Below are 12,109 nucleotides of genomic sequence, written 5' to 3'. Positions count from 1 at the left end.
CGACATTAGTCCCGTCCTTCGCGGAGCCGAGAACAGCCTCATGTCGACCTTCGACCTCGTCGTGATCGGGAGCGGCCCGTCGGGGCGGCGCGCCGCCATCCAGGCCGCCAAGCTCGGGCGCACCGCACTGGTGATCGAGAAGCACAAGAAGGTGGGCGGCGTATCCGTCCACACCGGCACGATCCCGTCGAAGACGATGCGCGAGACCGTGCTGAACCTCTCGGGCTGGCGCGAGCGCGGCTTCTACGGCCGCGCCTATCGGGTGAAGCAGGACATCTCGGCCGCCGACATTCAGTCGCGCATGGAAAAGACGCTGGAGCACGAGGTCGACGTTCTCGAACACCAGTTCGCCCGCAACGGGGTGAAGACGATGCGGGGCGACGCCGCCTTCCGCTCGGCGCACGAGGTCGAGGTGACGCTGCCGGACGGCGAAGTGAGGGTGGTCACCGGCGGCGCGATCCTGATCGCGGTCGGCACCCATCCGTTCCGGCCCGACTACGTGCCCTTCAACGGCGAGAACGTCTTCGATTCCGACGAGATCGTCGCCATTCCGAAGCTGCCGCGTTCGCTGGCTGTCATCGGCGCCGGGGTCATCGGCGTCGAATATGCCACGATCTTCTCGGCGCTCGAAGTGCAGGTGACGCTGATCGAGCCCCGCGCCACCTTCCTCGACTTCGTCGACAAGGAACTGATGGAGGAGTTCATCCACGAGCTGCGCGACCGCAACGTGGCGCTGCGCCTCGGGGCGGAGGTGACGAAGATCGAGTTCGACGCGCAGGGGCGTCCGGTCTGCCGCATCGCCACCGGGCGCGACGTGACGAGCGAGGTGCTTCTCTTCGCGGCCGGGCGCATGGGGGCCACCGAGGGGCTGAATCTGGCGGCCGCCGGCCTCACGAGCGACCATCGCGGGCGCATCACGGTCGATCCCAAGACATTGCAGACCGCTGTCCCGCACATCTATGCCGCTGGCGACGTCATCGGCTTTCCCTCGCTCGCCTCGACCTCGATGGAGCAGGGGCGGCTGGCAGCCTGCCATGCGTTCGGCCTGCAACCGCCGCCGCCGCCGGAGTTCTTTCCCTATGGCATCTATTCGGTGCCGGAGATCTCGACCGTCGGCATGAGCGAAGAGGACGTCCGCAAGCGGGGCATCCCCTACGAATGCGGCATCGCGCGCTTCCGCGAGACCTCGCGCGGCCACATCATGGGGCTGCAGACCGGCATGATGAAGATGATCTTCTCGAAGAAGACCCGGCGCCTGCTCGGCGTCCACATCGTCGGCGAGGGGGCGACCGAACTCGTCCATATCGGGCAGGCGGTGCTCAACCTGAAGGGCACCATCGACTACTTCATGGACAACACGTTCAACTATCCGACGCTGGCGGAAGCCTACAAGATCGCCGCCCTCGACGCCTGGAACCGCGCCTTCGGGCCGGCAGCCGCGCCGGTCGTCTGATCCGGCCTAGTCGCTTGGGGTCGCCGGGCTCAGGTCCGGGCCGCGAGGCTGCGCGCCTGGCGCAGGCCCGGGAAGGCATAGGCCCAGATCGCGGCGACGCCCATCGTCGCGACGCCGCCCACCACCACGGCCGGCACGGCGCCGATCAGCGCCGCCATGACGCCGGCGCGGAACTCGCCGAGCTCGTTGGAGGCGCCGACGAAGACGCTGTTGACCGCGTTGACGCGCCCACGCACCTCGTCCGGCGTCCAGAGCTGCAGCAGGATCTCGCGGATATAGACCGAGATCATGTCGGAGGCGCCCATCAGCGCCAGTGCCACGATCGAGAGCCAGGGCGCGGTGGAGAGGCCGAAAAGCACTGTGAAGGCGCCGAACAGGGCGACGAAGGCGAACATCACGAGGCCCGCACGGTCCTTCACCGGATGGGCGGCGAGCCAGAGCGCCACCGCGAGAGCGCCGACGCCGGGCGCGGCGCGCAGCATGCCGAGGCCCCAGGGTCCGACCTCCAGCACGTCGCGCGCGAAGACCGGCATGAGCGCTACGGCCCCGCCGAGAAGCACGGCGAAGAGGTCGAGCGAGATGGCGCCGAGCACCACCTTTTCCCGGAAGATGTAGCGGAAGCCTGCGACTACGGTTTCCAGGCTCGCAGGTTCGCCGGCCTTGCGTTGCGCCGGCGCCGCGATCGACAGGACGAGGCCCGCGCCGACTGCGAAGAGCACGAGCGCGACGGAATAGGACAGGTGCGAGGAGAGCCCATAGAGAAGGCCGCCCGCGACCGGGCCGACGATCGAGGCGATCTGCCAGGAGGAGGAGTTCCACGCGATGGCGTTGGCCAGTTCGTCCTTCGACACGAGATTGACCACGAGCGAGGAGGCCGCCGGGCCGAAGAAGGCACGGGCGATGCCGAACATCACGAGAATGGCGAAGACCGGCAGGGGCGAGACGAGATCGAGGAAGGTCAGCGTCAGCAGCAGGCCGGCGGCGAGCGTCTCGGCAACCAACGCCAGCGCCATGATCCAGCGCCGCGAGAAGCGGTCGGCGACCGTACCGGTGACGAGCACGAGAAGAAGCGCCGGCAGGAACTGGCAGAGACCGACGAGCCCGAGGTCGAGCGGATCGCGCGTCAGGTCGTAGATCTGCCAGCCGACGGAGACCGAGACGATCTGCGTGGCGAAGGCACCCGCGAAACGGGCGAGCCAGTAGCGCAGGAAGCGGGGATTGCGGAAGGCGGCGAAGCGGTCGTCGTCGGGTTTCGGCGCATCGGACGGTCCGGTGGCGGCCTCGAGGGTCCGGTCGTCACTCATGCAGGCGCTCGGTCTCTGGCGGCGGGGCCGCCGACGTTCGGCTCTGGGATGCGCTGGAAAGAAAGACCACTGGTGGAGCTGAGCGGGATCGAACCGCTGACCTCGTCATTGCGAACGACGCGCTCTCCCAACTGAGCTACAGCCCCGTCCACCGGTGCCGCGCATTTAGATCAGGGCGGGGAGGGGTGTCAAGCGGCGTTCGCAGCCGGTCCGGCCGTCGCGCGACCCATCCCAGCCGTTGCGGCGCACCAAGCGGCGATGACGCGGAATTTCCTTGGCATCCGTTAGGAAAATCCCCATGTCGCTCGCCTATGGTTCGATCCCGACCCGTGGCGACGCAAAGCGCCGCGACTCCTTCGAAAAAGGCTGTTCACCCGACATGCTCGCCGTCGTCCAAGTCCTCCTCCTGGTCCTCAACATCGCTTGGTGGATCATCATCGCGTCGGCGATCCTGTCCTGGCTCCTCGCCTTCAACATTCTCGACGCGCGCAACCAGTTCGTGCGCACCATCACCGATTTCCTCTACCGGATGACCGAACCGCTGTTCCGCCCGATCCGGCGGATCCTGCCGACCTTCGGCGGGCTCGACTTGTCGCCGCTGGTGGTGCTGCTCATCATCTTCTTCATCCAGCAGATCATCTTCATCTACGTGGTGCCGGCGATCTACCGCGCGGGCATCTGAGCGACGCTTCGTCCATGATCCTTCGCGTGCGTCTGACCCCGCGCGCAATGAGCGACCGGATCGACGGCGCGACCGAGGACGCGGCGGGCTGGATCGTTCAGGCCCGCGTGCGGGCCGTTCCAGAGAAGGGCCGCGCGAATGCAGCGTTGATCGCGCTTCTCGCAGAGGCGCTGCATCTGCCGAAATCGGCGCTGTCGCTCGCCGGCGGCTCGAAGTCGCGCGAAAAACGCGTGCGCATCGACGCCGCCGCCGATAGCATCGGCCATGCTCTCCGCGCTCTTCCTCCTCACGGTGCTGGCGGCCGCGCCTGACGCGGGGTCGCAGCCCGTGGCGCCCGCCGGAATCGCCGCCGCCGCCTCGCCCCTCCTGCCACGCTACTGCGTGCCCGCGCCGACGCCGAGCGATCCTGGCGTCCTGCGTTGCGCCGGGCTCATCGGCACCGATGTGTATCTTGCGGGAGATGAGGCGAACCGGCGCGTGGCTCTCGGCGCGCCCGCCGGCTTCCCGCCGCCGCTACCCGCGCCTGCCATGCTCGGGCGGACCCTCGACTGGCGCATCCTCGGCGCCCGGCCGATCGCCGGCATCTTTCTCTATCGCCTGACATCGGGAGACGAAGCGCTGCGATGGCTGGTGGTGACGAAGCCCGGCAGCATGGAGCGGCCGGGCTGCATCGTCGCGCTGTTCGACGGGAATGCAGAGCCGGAAGCCGACGTCAGGGCCGCTTCCTTCGCCGACGCGCGAGCGCCGGGCTTTCGCTGCGGCATCGATCGCGCCACCATCCAGGGCCGCGCCGCAGACACCACCCGCCGCCTTGGTGCCGCGTGGCTTCAGGCCGCCGGTCGCTGACATCCTACGAGGCCGCGGCGTTGGCTATCGAGACACCCAACGCAAGAAGGGCGCGGTCCTCGATGGTCCGCGCCCCTCGATCGAGCTGTCTCCCACGCACGCCGGCTTGCGGCGTACCTAGGGAAGGGTCAGGCGTTTTCCTGGCCCACCGGGGTCGGGTTGCGCTCGGATTCCTTGGCCGCGTCGTGACGGACCACCGCCTCGCGGATCAGTTCCTTGGCTTTCGCCGAGCCGTGCCATCCGCCGATCTTCACCCACTTGCCGGGCTCCAGATCCTTGTAGTGCTCGAAGAAATGCTCGATCTGCTTCAGCGTGATCTCAGGCAGGTCGGTGTGTTCGTGAACATTCTGGTAGCGCTGGGTCAGTTCCGGCGAGGGAACCGCGATGACCTTCTCGTCGAGACCCTTGTTGTCTTCCATCATCAGGACGCCGATCGGGCGGCAGTTAATGACGCAGCCGGGGAAGAGGGGCCGTGTCGAGCAGACCAGCACGTCGATCGGATCGCCGTCGTCCGACAGGGTGTGCGGCACGAAGCCGTAATTGCCGGGATAGGTCATCGGCGTGTAGAGGAAGCGATCGACGAAGAGCGCGCCAGCCTCCTTGTCCATCTCGTACTTGATCGGGTGACCGCCGACCGGCACTTCGATGATGACGTTGATGTCGTCTGGCGGGTTCTTGCCGCGGGCGATGGCGTCGATGCGCATGGAATCCTCCGATTGGCCGTCCGAGCGTCTCTACCGTCTCGTCGGGGCGGAGGCAATGCGCATGCAGTTCGTACACGCATGCCGCGTGCGACTTCCTCAGGCGAAGGTGAATGCGACCTTCCTCAGCGTCACGCCGTCGAAACATTCCGAGCCGGCCGCGACATCGACGCCGCCCGACGCCTCGTAAAAGTTCAGGGCCGTCTCGTTGTCGGCCAGCGCCCAGACCGCCAGACCCCGGAGTCCGCGCGAGCGAAGCAGCATCCGACAGGCGTCGAACAGACGCCGACCGAAGCCGATGCCCTGGAACTCAGGCCGCAGATACAACTCGTAGATCTCGCCCTCGACGGTGAGCGCCCGCGTCCGATTTCGGCCGAGCGTCGCATAGCCGACCGTTTCGCCGCCATACTCGACCACGAGGATCGTCGCTCGGTTCTCGATCGCCTGCCGCCACCAGTCCGGTCCGCGCCGTTCCAGCATGCGGCCGAGCGCCTTGTGCGGGATCAACCCGCCATAGGCACCCCGCCAGGAGGCCTCGTGGACGGCGGCGAGCGACCCGGCATCGCGGGCCTCGGCGAGGCGAACTTCTGCGGCGATCGTCTTCATGATCCGTTAACCATGAAGCCCGGGCTTTCGATCCTCTACCGAGAACAAAAAGCGGGCCGGTCCGATGCGTCGTGCTGTCATGGGGCGGGGGTAGCCGGTGGAGCGCATGGCGACAACCACCTGCCCCGACTTTCCACGACCCGTTAACGCCTCAGCACACCGCCGGCGAGCGCCTTCTGGATGCCCGGCAGGTTGGCGCCGCGCGAGAGGTTCTGCAGGAACGGCTGCGCCTGTCCCGCGACCCAGATCCGAAGCTCGGCATCGGTGTCGAAGGAGCCGGCGGTCTCGACCGAGAACATGGTGATCGCGCGGTAGGGGATCGAATGATAGGCGCGCTTGCGCCCGGTCATGCCCTGCTTGTCGACGAGGATGACGCGCCGATCGGTGAAGACCATCTGGTCGCGCATCACCTGGAACGCCACCTCGATCCCCTCGTCGGGGAGGAGCACGGGTTCGAGTTCGCGGGCGAGCGCATCGACGTCGACGTCGCTGGCAAGGCCGAGCAGGCCGGAGAGAAGTCCCATCGTGGTTCCTTCGAAAGGGGCGGGGTCAGGCGAAAGGGGCGGGGTCAGGCCGGCCAGCCGGCGAGGACGGTCTTGCCGATCGTCGTTCCACTCTCGGCCAGCGCGTGGGCCTCGCGCACCGTCGCGGCCGAGATCGGCTGCAGGGTGCGGGTGCGCGTCGAGCGCAGGCGCCCGGCATCCACAAGCCGCGAGACCTCGGCGAGAAGACGATGCTGTTCGATCATGTCGGCGGTCTGGAACACGGGGCGGGTGAACATGTACTCGAAATGCAGCGACACCGATTTCTGACGGATCGGCGCGAGATCGAGATCGGCGCTGTCGATGACGCAGAGATGGCCGAAGGGGCGGATGAGGGCGCCGATATCGGCCATGTGGCGCGGCGTCTGCGTCACGGCGAAGACGTAGTCGACGGGCGGCAGGCCGAGCGCCTCGATCTGCGGTGCCATCGGCTGCGCGTGATCGACGACATGGTGGCAGCCGTGGTCGAGGGCGAAGCGGCGCGTCTCCTCGCGCGAGGCGCTGCCGACGACGGTGAGGCCGGTCAGTTCCCGGGCGAGCTGCGTGGTGATCGAGCCGACGCCCCCGCTGGCGCCGATGACCAGCAGCGTGCCGCGCTCGCTGCGGTCGGGCTCGATGCGGAAGCGGTCGAAGAGGGTTTCCCAGGCGGTGATCGCCGTCAGCGGCAGGGCGGCGGCATCGGCGAAGTCGAGACTGGCCGGCCTGCGGGCGACGAGCCGCTCGTCCACGAGCTGGTACTGCGCATTCGAGCCCTGCCGGTCTACCGCCCCGGCATAGAACACCGCGTCGCCCTCGCGAAACAGCGTGGCGTCGCTGCCGACGGCTTCCACGACCCCAGCGGCGTCGAAGCCGAGAATGCGCGGCAGGCGCTTTTCGTCGGCGACGGGGCCGCGCTGCTTGGTATCGACGGGATTGACCGAGACTGCCTCGACGCGAACGAGGAGGTCACGGCCCGTGGCGAAGGGCCGTGGCAGATCGAGATCGACCAGATGCTCCGCCGACTTGTCCGGCGGCGATGCCGCATATCCGACCGCCCGCATCGACCTGCCTCCCCGATCTCGACCCCGCGAGGCCGCCGTGACAGACCCTGCCCGGCGCCAAGCTGGTGTTCTGTCGTGACGTAGACGCCTTCGCGCCGCGATCAAGCCCGGCAGGGCGCAACAAAAAGGGCGGAGCCTTGCGGCCCCGCCCTCGATCGTCACGCCGGATCCTTGAAGGATCAGGCGACCTTGCGGCTCTTGTCGAAGCGCTTGCGCTCGTTCGAGTCGAGATAGAGCTTGCGAAGGCGGATCGTCTTCGGGGTCACCTCGACCAGCTCGTCATCCTGGATCCAGGACAGCGCACGGTCGAGCGTCATGCGGATCGGCGGCGTCAGCTTAATCGCCTCGTCCTTGCCGGATGCGCGCATGTTGGTGAGCTTCTTGCCCTTCAGCACGTTCACCTCGAGATCGTTCTCGCGGGTGTGGATGCCGATGATCATGCCGGCATAGACCTTGACGCCGGACTCGATCACCATCGGCCCGCGATCCTCCAGGTGGAACATCGCGAAGGCGACGCTTTCGCCGGCATCGTTGGAGATGAGGACGCCGGTGTTGCGTCCCGCCAGCTCTCCCTTGAACGGCTGATAGGAATGGAACAGGCGGTTCATGATCGCCGTACCGCGCGTGTCGGTCAGGAGTTCCGACTGGTAGCCGATGAGGCCGCGCGTCGGCGCGTGGAAGACGAGACGCTGGCGTCCGCCGCCGGAGGGCCGCAGCTCGACCATCTCGGCCTTGCGCTCGCTCATCTTCTGCACGACGACGCCGGCATGCTCCTCGTCGACGTCGATCACGACCTCTTCGATCGGCTCCAGCGTCTCGCCGGTCGCCTCGTCCTTCTTCATGACGACGCGCGGGCGGGAAATGCCGATCTCGAAGCCTTCGCGGCGCATCGTCTCGATGAGCACGGCGAGCTGCAGCTCGCCGCGACCCGACACGTAGAAGGAGTCCTTGTCTTCCGATTCCTCGATCTTCAGCGCGACGTTGCCCTCGGCTTCCTTGAGGAGGCGGTCGCGGATGACGCGGCTCGTCACCTTGTCGCCCTCGGTGCCCGCGAGCGGCGAGTCGTTGACGATGAAGGACATGGTCACGGTCGGCGGATCGATCGGCTGCGCGACGAGGGGCTCGGTGACGGCCGGGTCGCAGAACGTGTCGGCGACCGTGCCCTTCTGAAGGCCCGCGATGGCGACGATGTCACCGGCTTCGGCGTATTCGAGCGGGGTGCGCTCGAGGCCGCGGAAGGCGAGGATCTTGGAGATGCGGCCGGTCTCAAGAACCGTGCCGTCGCCGTGCAGCACCTTCACCGCCTGGTTCGGCTTGATCGAGCCGGACTGGATGCGCCCGGTGATCAGGCGCCCGAGGAAGGGGTTGGCCTCGAGGATGGTGCCGATCATCTTGAACGGCTCGTCCTTGCCGGCCGTGTCGGGCTCGGGAACGTGCTTGAGGATCAGGTCGAACAGGGGCTCGAGGCCTTCCTCGCGCGAACCGTTCGGGGTGGTGGCCATCCAGCCGCCGCGACCCGAGCCGTAGAGGACGGGGAAGTCGAGCTGCTCGTCGGTGGCGTCGAGATTGGCGAAGAGATCGAAGATCTCGTTCAGCACTTCCTCGTGGCGCTCGTCCGGACGGTCGATCTTGTTGATCGCGACGATCGGCTTGAGGCCGACCTTTAGCGCCTTGCCGAGCACGAACTTGGTCTGCGGCATCGGGCCTTCCGACGCGTCGACGAGGATGACGGCGCCGTCCACCATGTTCAGGATGCGCTCGACCTCGCCGCCGAAGTCGGCGTGGCCGGGCGTGTCGACGATGTTGATCCGGGTGCCCTTCCACTCGACCGAGGTGGCCTTGGCCAGAATCGTGATCCCGCGCTCCTTTTCGAGGTCGTTCGAGTCCATGGCGCGCTCTTCCTGGCGCTGGTTCTCACGGAACGATCCCGACTGGGAAAGGAGCTTGTCGACGAGCGTGGTCTTGCCATGGTCGACGTGCGCGATGATCGCGATGTTGCGAAGCTTCATATTGGGCCACCGGAAGGAGTTGGAACGCGTGAAAAGGCGCGTTTCAAGAGAAACGGCCCAGGGACGTCGCGGTCAATGGGCCGTTCCATAACGGATTTTTCGCAAAAGCGAAAGGCGTCTTGCGCGAGGCCTGCGCCTCAGGCCGCAAAACCGCGCTTGCGCATCATCGCCTGCGGGTCCGGCCCGCGCCCGCGGAAGGCCTCGTAGAGCCTGGCCGGGTCGGCGGAATTGCCGGCGGCATAGACGTTTTCGCGAAGCCGCGCGGCGGTCGCGGGGTCGAAGGCGTCGCCGGTCTCCTCGAACGCCTCGAAGGCGTCGGCGTCGAGGACTTCCGACCACATGTAGGAGTAATATCCCGCCGAGTAGCCGTCGCCCGAGAAGATATGGGCGAAGTGCGGCGAGCGGTGGCGCATCACCATCGCGGCGGGCATGCCGAGATCGGCGAGGATCTCGGCCTCGCGCGCCATCGGGTCGGCAGGCGCCTCAACCCCGCGGTGCAGCAGGATGTCGACCAGCGCCGAGGAAGTGAACTCCACCGTGTTGAAGCCGGCATCGAAGGTCGCGGCAGCCTTCAGCTTGTCGACCTCGCCCTGCGGCAGCGGCTCGCCGGTCTCGGCATGAAGGGCGTGCGCTTGAAGGATGGCGGGTACGGTCAGCCAATGTTCGAAGAGCTGCGAGGGCAGTTCGACGAAGTCGCGCGCCACGGACGTGCCCGCGAGCGAGGGATAGGTGACGTTCGAGAGCAGCCCGTGCAGCGCGTGGCCGAACTCGTGGAACAGCGTCTTCGCGTCGTCCACCGAGAGGAGGGCGGGCTGGCCTTCCGCCGGCTTGGCGAAGTTGCAGACATTGTAGATCACCGGCGTCTGGCCGCCGTCGATGCGGTGCTGCGAGCGCAGCGCGCTCATCCAGGCGCCCGAACGCTTCGAAGCCCTCGCGAAATAGTCGCCGAGGAAGAGGCCGACCGGCGAGCCGTCGGCGGCCAGGACACGCCACACGCGCACGTCCGGATGCCAGGCGGCGACGCCCGGCAGCGCCTCGAAGCGCAGGCCGAAGAGGCGCCCGGCGACGTCGAAGGCGGCCTCGATCATCCGGTCGAGCTGGAAGTAGGATTTCAGCGCGCTCTCGTCGATCGCGAACTCAGCACGGCGCCGCTTCTCGGCATAATAGCGCCAGTCCGAAGCCGCCAGCGGCCGGTTCGCTCCGTCCGCTGCCGCCAGGGCGCCGAGAATGGCGCCATCGGCGACGGCACGCTCGCGCGCCTTGTCCCAGACCCGGCGCAGGAGACCCTCCACCGCATCCGGCGTCTTGGCCATCGTGTCGTCGAGCTTGTAGTCGGCAAAGCTGGCGAAGCCGAGTAGCTTGGCCTTCTCGGCCCGCAGCGCGAGGATCTCGGCGAGGATCGGCCGGTTGTCGGTCGCGCCGGCGTTCTCGCCGCGCGCGGTCCAGGCCGCGAAGACCTCGGCCCGTAGGTCCGCATCCGGGCAGAACTGCAGGAACGGCACCACGATCGAGCGCGACAGCGTCACCACGTGGCCCGGCAGCGAGCGCTCGCTCGCGGCGTCCGCCATGGCGGAGACGAGGAAGGCGGGGAGGTCGGCGAGATCCGCGCCGGCCACGGGCCGCGCATAGGCGCGCTCGTCGGCGAGAACGTTCTGCGAGAAGAGGGTGCCGAGTTCGGCGAGGCGCGCGTTGAGATCGGCGAAGCGACGGCGGGCGTCGCCCTGGAGCTTGGCGCCCGAGCGCACGAAGCCGCCATGGACGCGCTCGACGAGGCGCAGCTGCTCGGGGTCGAGGCCAAGCTCCGTGCGGCGCGAGAACAGCCGGTCGATCCGGGCGAACAGTGCGGCGTTCAGCGCGATCGCCGAACCATGGCGCGAGAGCTTCGGGGCGACCTCGCGCTCGACCCCCTGGAGCGCATCGTTCGTATGGGCGCCAGCGAGCGCGTAGAACAGCGAGGCAACGCGCGATAGCGGCCGGCCCGAGCGCTCCAGCGCCAGGATCGTATCGTCGAAGGTCGGCTCGGACGTCGCGGAGGCGATGGCGTCGATCTCGGCCAGCTCCAGCGGCATGGCCCGGTCGAAGCCTGCCGCGAAGTCGTCGGGAGTGATGGCCGCGAAATCGGGCAGGCGGTCGGGTGCGGCGAAGGAGAAACGCGTATCGAACGCTGCGATGTCGACTTCCGGCATGGATCGGTCCTTTATATCGTCTCTCTCTGCTTACGATGAAGCGGAGCTCGTTCGGAAGGGCTTCCCGTCAGACGCGCAATCGGATAGGTCGCGGTGCGGCGCACCTAAACTTAGCGTACGTCAAGTTCAATCATGAGCCAGGCGCGCCGTGCGCCTCCGGCACGAAAGGCAGGACGGGCGTGCCAGAGCTTACCACCGGGAATGCGTTCGGCTTTCTCCTGACCGACACGTCGCGCCTCTTCCGGCAGTTCTTCGAACGCACCGTGGCGGAGAACGGTCTCGGGCTGACGCCAGGCGAAATCCGGGCGCTCGGCTTTGTCATGCGCTTTCGCGGATCGCGGCAGGCGGCTCTGGCCGAGCATATGGGCGTCGAGCCGATGACGCTGTCGGCCTATCTCGACCGGTTGGAAGGGCGGGGCCTGATCGTGCGGGCCGTCGATCCTTCGGACCGGCGCGCCAAGCTGATCGAGCCGACCGAGGCGGCCTTCGACATCATGCAGAGCCTCGATCCGCTCTTCGACAAGATCTACGCCCATGTCACCGAGGGGCTGACGAAGACCGAGATGACGGCGATCGCCACGGCGTTGCAGAAGATGCGCGCCAACCTCACGTCGGATCCGCAGATCGCCGCCAAGATCGACCTTCTCCATCCGCCCACCGCAAGCGCCGGCGTGGTGCAAGCCGGTGGTGCGGCCCGGATGGCGGGCGTCGAGGACGCCGCCGGCTAGGCCGCCGAAGGC

12 protein-coding genes and 1 tRNA gene are annotated in these 12,109 nt (G+C 67.5%); 5 read left to right on the top strand and 8 right to left on the bottom strand.

The window, feature by feature from the left end:
* The first annotated feature begins 40 nt into the window (after positions 1-40).
* Positions 41-1,453 carry a Si-specific NAD(P)(+) transhydrogenase gene (gene sthA / locus AUL33_RS16320; protein ID WP_062210473.1) on the top strand — a complete coding sequence of 471 codons (1,413 nt, stop codon included), beginning with the start codon at positions 41-43 and terminating at the stop codon, positions 1,451-1,453.
* A 29-nt stretch (positions 1,454-1,482) separates the two neighbouring features.
* Here the strand turns inward: sthA and AUL33_RS16315 are convergent, their stop codons facing one another.
* Both AUL33_RS16315 and AUL33_RS16310 read right to left on the bottom strand, forming a co-directional pair.
* Positions 1,483-2,757, bottom strand: a complete 1,275-nt coding sequence (locus AUL33_RS16315) for an MFS transporter (protein WP_062210468.1) — start codon at positions 2,755-2,757, stop codon at positions 1,483-1,485.
* Positions 2,758-2,827: 70 nt separating this feature from the next.
* Positions 2,828-2,903: transfer RNA gene (locus AUL33_RS16310), tRNA-Ala, on the bottom strand.
* Positions 2,904-3,055: 152 nt separating this feature from the next.
* Between AUL33_RS16310 and AUL33_RS16305 the strand changes: the two genes are divergently transcribed.
* Genes AUL33_RS16305 through AUL33_RS16295 form a run of 3 tightly spaced genes read left to right on the top strand, consistent with a single transcriptional unit; the run spans position 3,056 to position 4,285 of the window.
* A complete protein-coding gene (locus tag AUL33_RS16305; protein WP_306302799.1) occupies positions 3,056-3,439 on the top strand; it encodes a YggT family protein in 384 nt (127 codons plus the stop codon).
* A gap of 14 nt (positions 3,440-3,453) precedes the next feature.
* Complete coding sequence (locus tag AUL33_RS16300; RefSeq protein WP_062210465.1) at positions 3,454-3,750, top strand: DUF167 family protein; 297 nt, start codon at positions 3,454-3,456, stop codon at positions 3,748-3,750.
* Complete coding sequence (locus AUL33_RS16295; protein ID WP_062210462.1) at positions 3,704-4,285, top strand: hypothetical protein; 582 nt, start codon at positions 3,704-3,706, stop codon at positions 4,283-4,285. Before AUL33_RS16300 ends, AUL33_RS16295 begins: the two co-directional genes overlap by 47 nt.
* Positions 4,286-4,413: 128 nt before the next feature.
* On the opposite strand, the gene ppa is transcribed toward AUL33_RS16295, so the two are convergent.
* The 6 genes from ppa to AUL33_RS16265 form a co-directional block, all read right to left on the bottom strand.
* Positions 4,414-4,989 carry an inorganic diphosphatase gene (ppa, locus tag AUL33_RS16290; RefSeq protein ID WP_062210459.1) on the bottom strand — a complete coding sequence of 192 codons (576 nt, stop codon included), beginning with the start codon at positions 4,987-4,989 and terminating at the stop codon, positions 4,414-4,416.
* A gap of 96 nt (positions 4,990-5,085) precedes the next feature.
* The gene (locus AUL33_RS16285) at positions 5,086-5,592 is read right to left on the bottom strand and encodes a GNAT family N-acetyltransferase (RefSeq protein ID WP_062210455.1); all 507 of its coding nucleotides are present in this window, start codon (positions 5,590-5,592) and stop codon (positions 5,086-5,088) included.
* A 143-nt stretch (positions 5,593-5,735) separates the two neighbouring features.
* Positions 5,736-6,116: a PH domain-containing protein gene (locus tag AUL33_RS16280; protein ID WP_062210452.1), complete on the bottom strand. Its 381-nt coding sequence runs from the start codon at positions 6,114-6,116 to the stop codon at positions 5,736-5,738.
* A 44-nt stretch (positions 6,117-6,160) separates the two neighbouring features.
* Positions 6,161-7,174, bottom strand: a complete 1,014-nt coding sequence (locus AUL33_RS16275; protein WP_062210449.1) for a zinc-binding alcohol dehydrogenase family protein — start codon at positions 7,172-7,174, stop codon at positions 6,161-6,163.
* Positions 7,175-7,353: 179 nt separating this feature from the next.
* On the bottom strand, positions 7,354-9,183 hold the full coding sequence (typA, locus tag AUL33_RS16270; RefSeq protein WP_062210446.1) for a translational GTPase TypA: 1,830 nt from the start codon (positions 9,181-9,183) through the stop codon (positions 7,354-7,356).
* Positions 9,184-9,320: 137 nt separating this feature from the next.
* Positions 9,321-11,369, bottom strand: coding sequence for a M3 family metallopeptidase (locus AUL33_RS16265; protein WP_062210443.1), 2,049 nt, complete (start codon positions 11,367-11,369; stop codon positions 9,321-9,323).
* 179 nt (positions 11,370-11,548) lie between these two features.
* On the opposite strand from AUL33_RS16265, the gene AUL33_RS16260 reads away from it, so the two are divergent.
* A complete protein-coding gene (locus tag AUL33_RS16260) occupies positions 11,549-12,097 on the top strand; it encodes a MarR family winged helix-turn-helix transcriptional regulator (RefSeq protein ID WP_244492289.1) in 549 nt (182 codons plus the stop codon).
* The last annotated feature ends 12 nt before the right edge of the window (positions 12,098-12,109 follow it).

This window comes from Aureimonas sp. AU12, from assembly GCF_001463705.1.
Classification (GTDB): domain Bacteria; phylum Pseudomonadota; class Alphaproteobacteria; order Rhizobiales; family Rhizobiaceae; genus Aureimonas.
This window is presented reverse-complemented; position numbering and strand designations above follow the sequence as displayed.

What these genes read in the sequence shown, in the direction of transcription:
- sthA (WP_062210473.1), top strand. Translation starts at nt 41, where the DNA reads ATGTCGACCTTCGACCTCGTCGTGATCGGGAGCGGCCCGTCGGGGCGG.
- AUL33_RS16315 (WP_062210468.1), bottom strand. Translation starts at nt 2,757, where the DNA reads ATGAGTGACGACCGGACCCTCGAGGCCGCCACCGGACCGTCCGATGCG.
- AUL33_RS16305 (WP_306302799.1), top strand. Translation starts at nt 3,056, where the DNA reads ATGTCGCTCGCCTATGGTTCGATCCCGACCCGTGGCGACGCAAAGCGC.
- AUL33_RS16300 (WP_062210465.1), top strand. Translation starts at nt 3,454, where the DNA reads ATGATCCTTCGCGTGCGTCTGACCCCGCGCGCAATGAGCGACCGGATC.
- AUL33_RS16295 (WP_062210462.1), top strand. Translation starts at nt 3,704, where the DNA reads ATGCTCTCCGCGCTCTTCCTCCTCACGGTGCTGGCGGCCGCGCCTGAC.
- ppa (WP_062210459.1), bottom strand. Translation starts at nt 4,989, where the DNA reads ATGCGCATCGACGCCATCGCCCGCGGCAAGAACCCGCCAGACGACATC.
- AUL33_RS16285 (WP_062210455.1), bottom strand. Translation starts at nt 5,592, where the DNA reads ATGAAGACGATCGCCGCAGAAGTTCGCCTCGCCGAGGCCCGCGATGCC.
- AUL33_RS16280 (WP_062210452.1), bottom strand. Translation starts at nt 6,116, where the DNA reads ATGGGACTTCTCTCCGGCCTGCTCGGCCTTGCCAGCGACGTCGACGTC.
- AUL33_RS16275 (WP_062210449.1), bottom strand. Translation starts at nt 7,174, where the DNA reads ATGCGGGCGGTCGGATATGCGGCATCGCCGCCGGACAAGTCGGCGGAG.
- typA (WP_062210446.1), bottom strand. Translation starts at nt 9,183, where the DNA reads ATGAAGCTTCGCAACATCGCGATCATCGCGCACGTCGACCATGGCAAG.
- AUL33_RS16265 (WP_062210443.1), bottom strand. Translation starts at nt 11,369, where the DNA reads ATGCCGGAAGTCGACATCGCAGCGTTCGATACGCGTTTCTCCTTCGCC.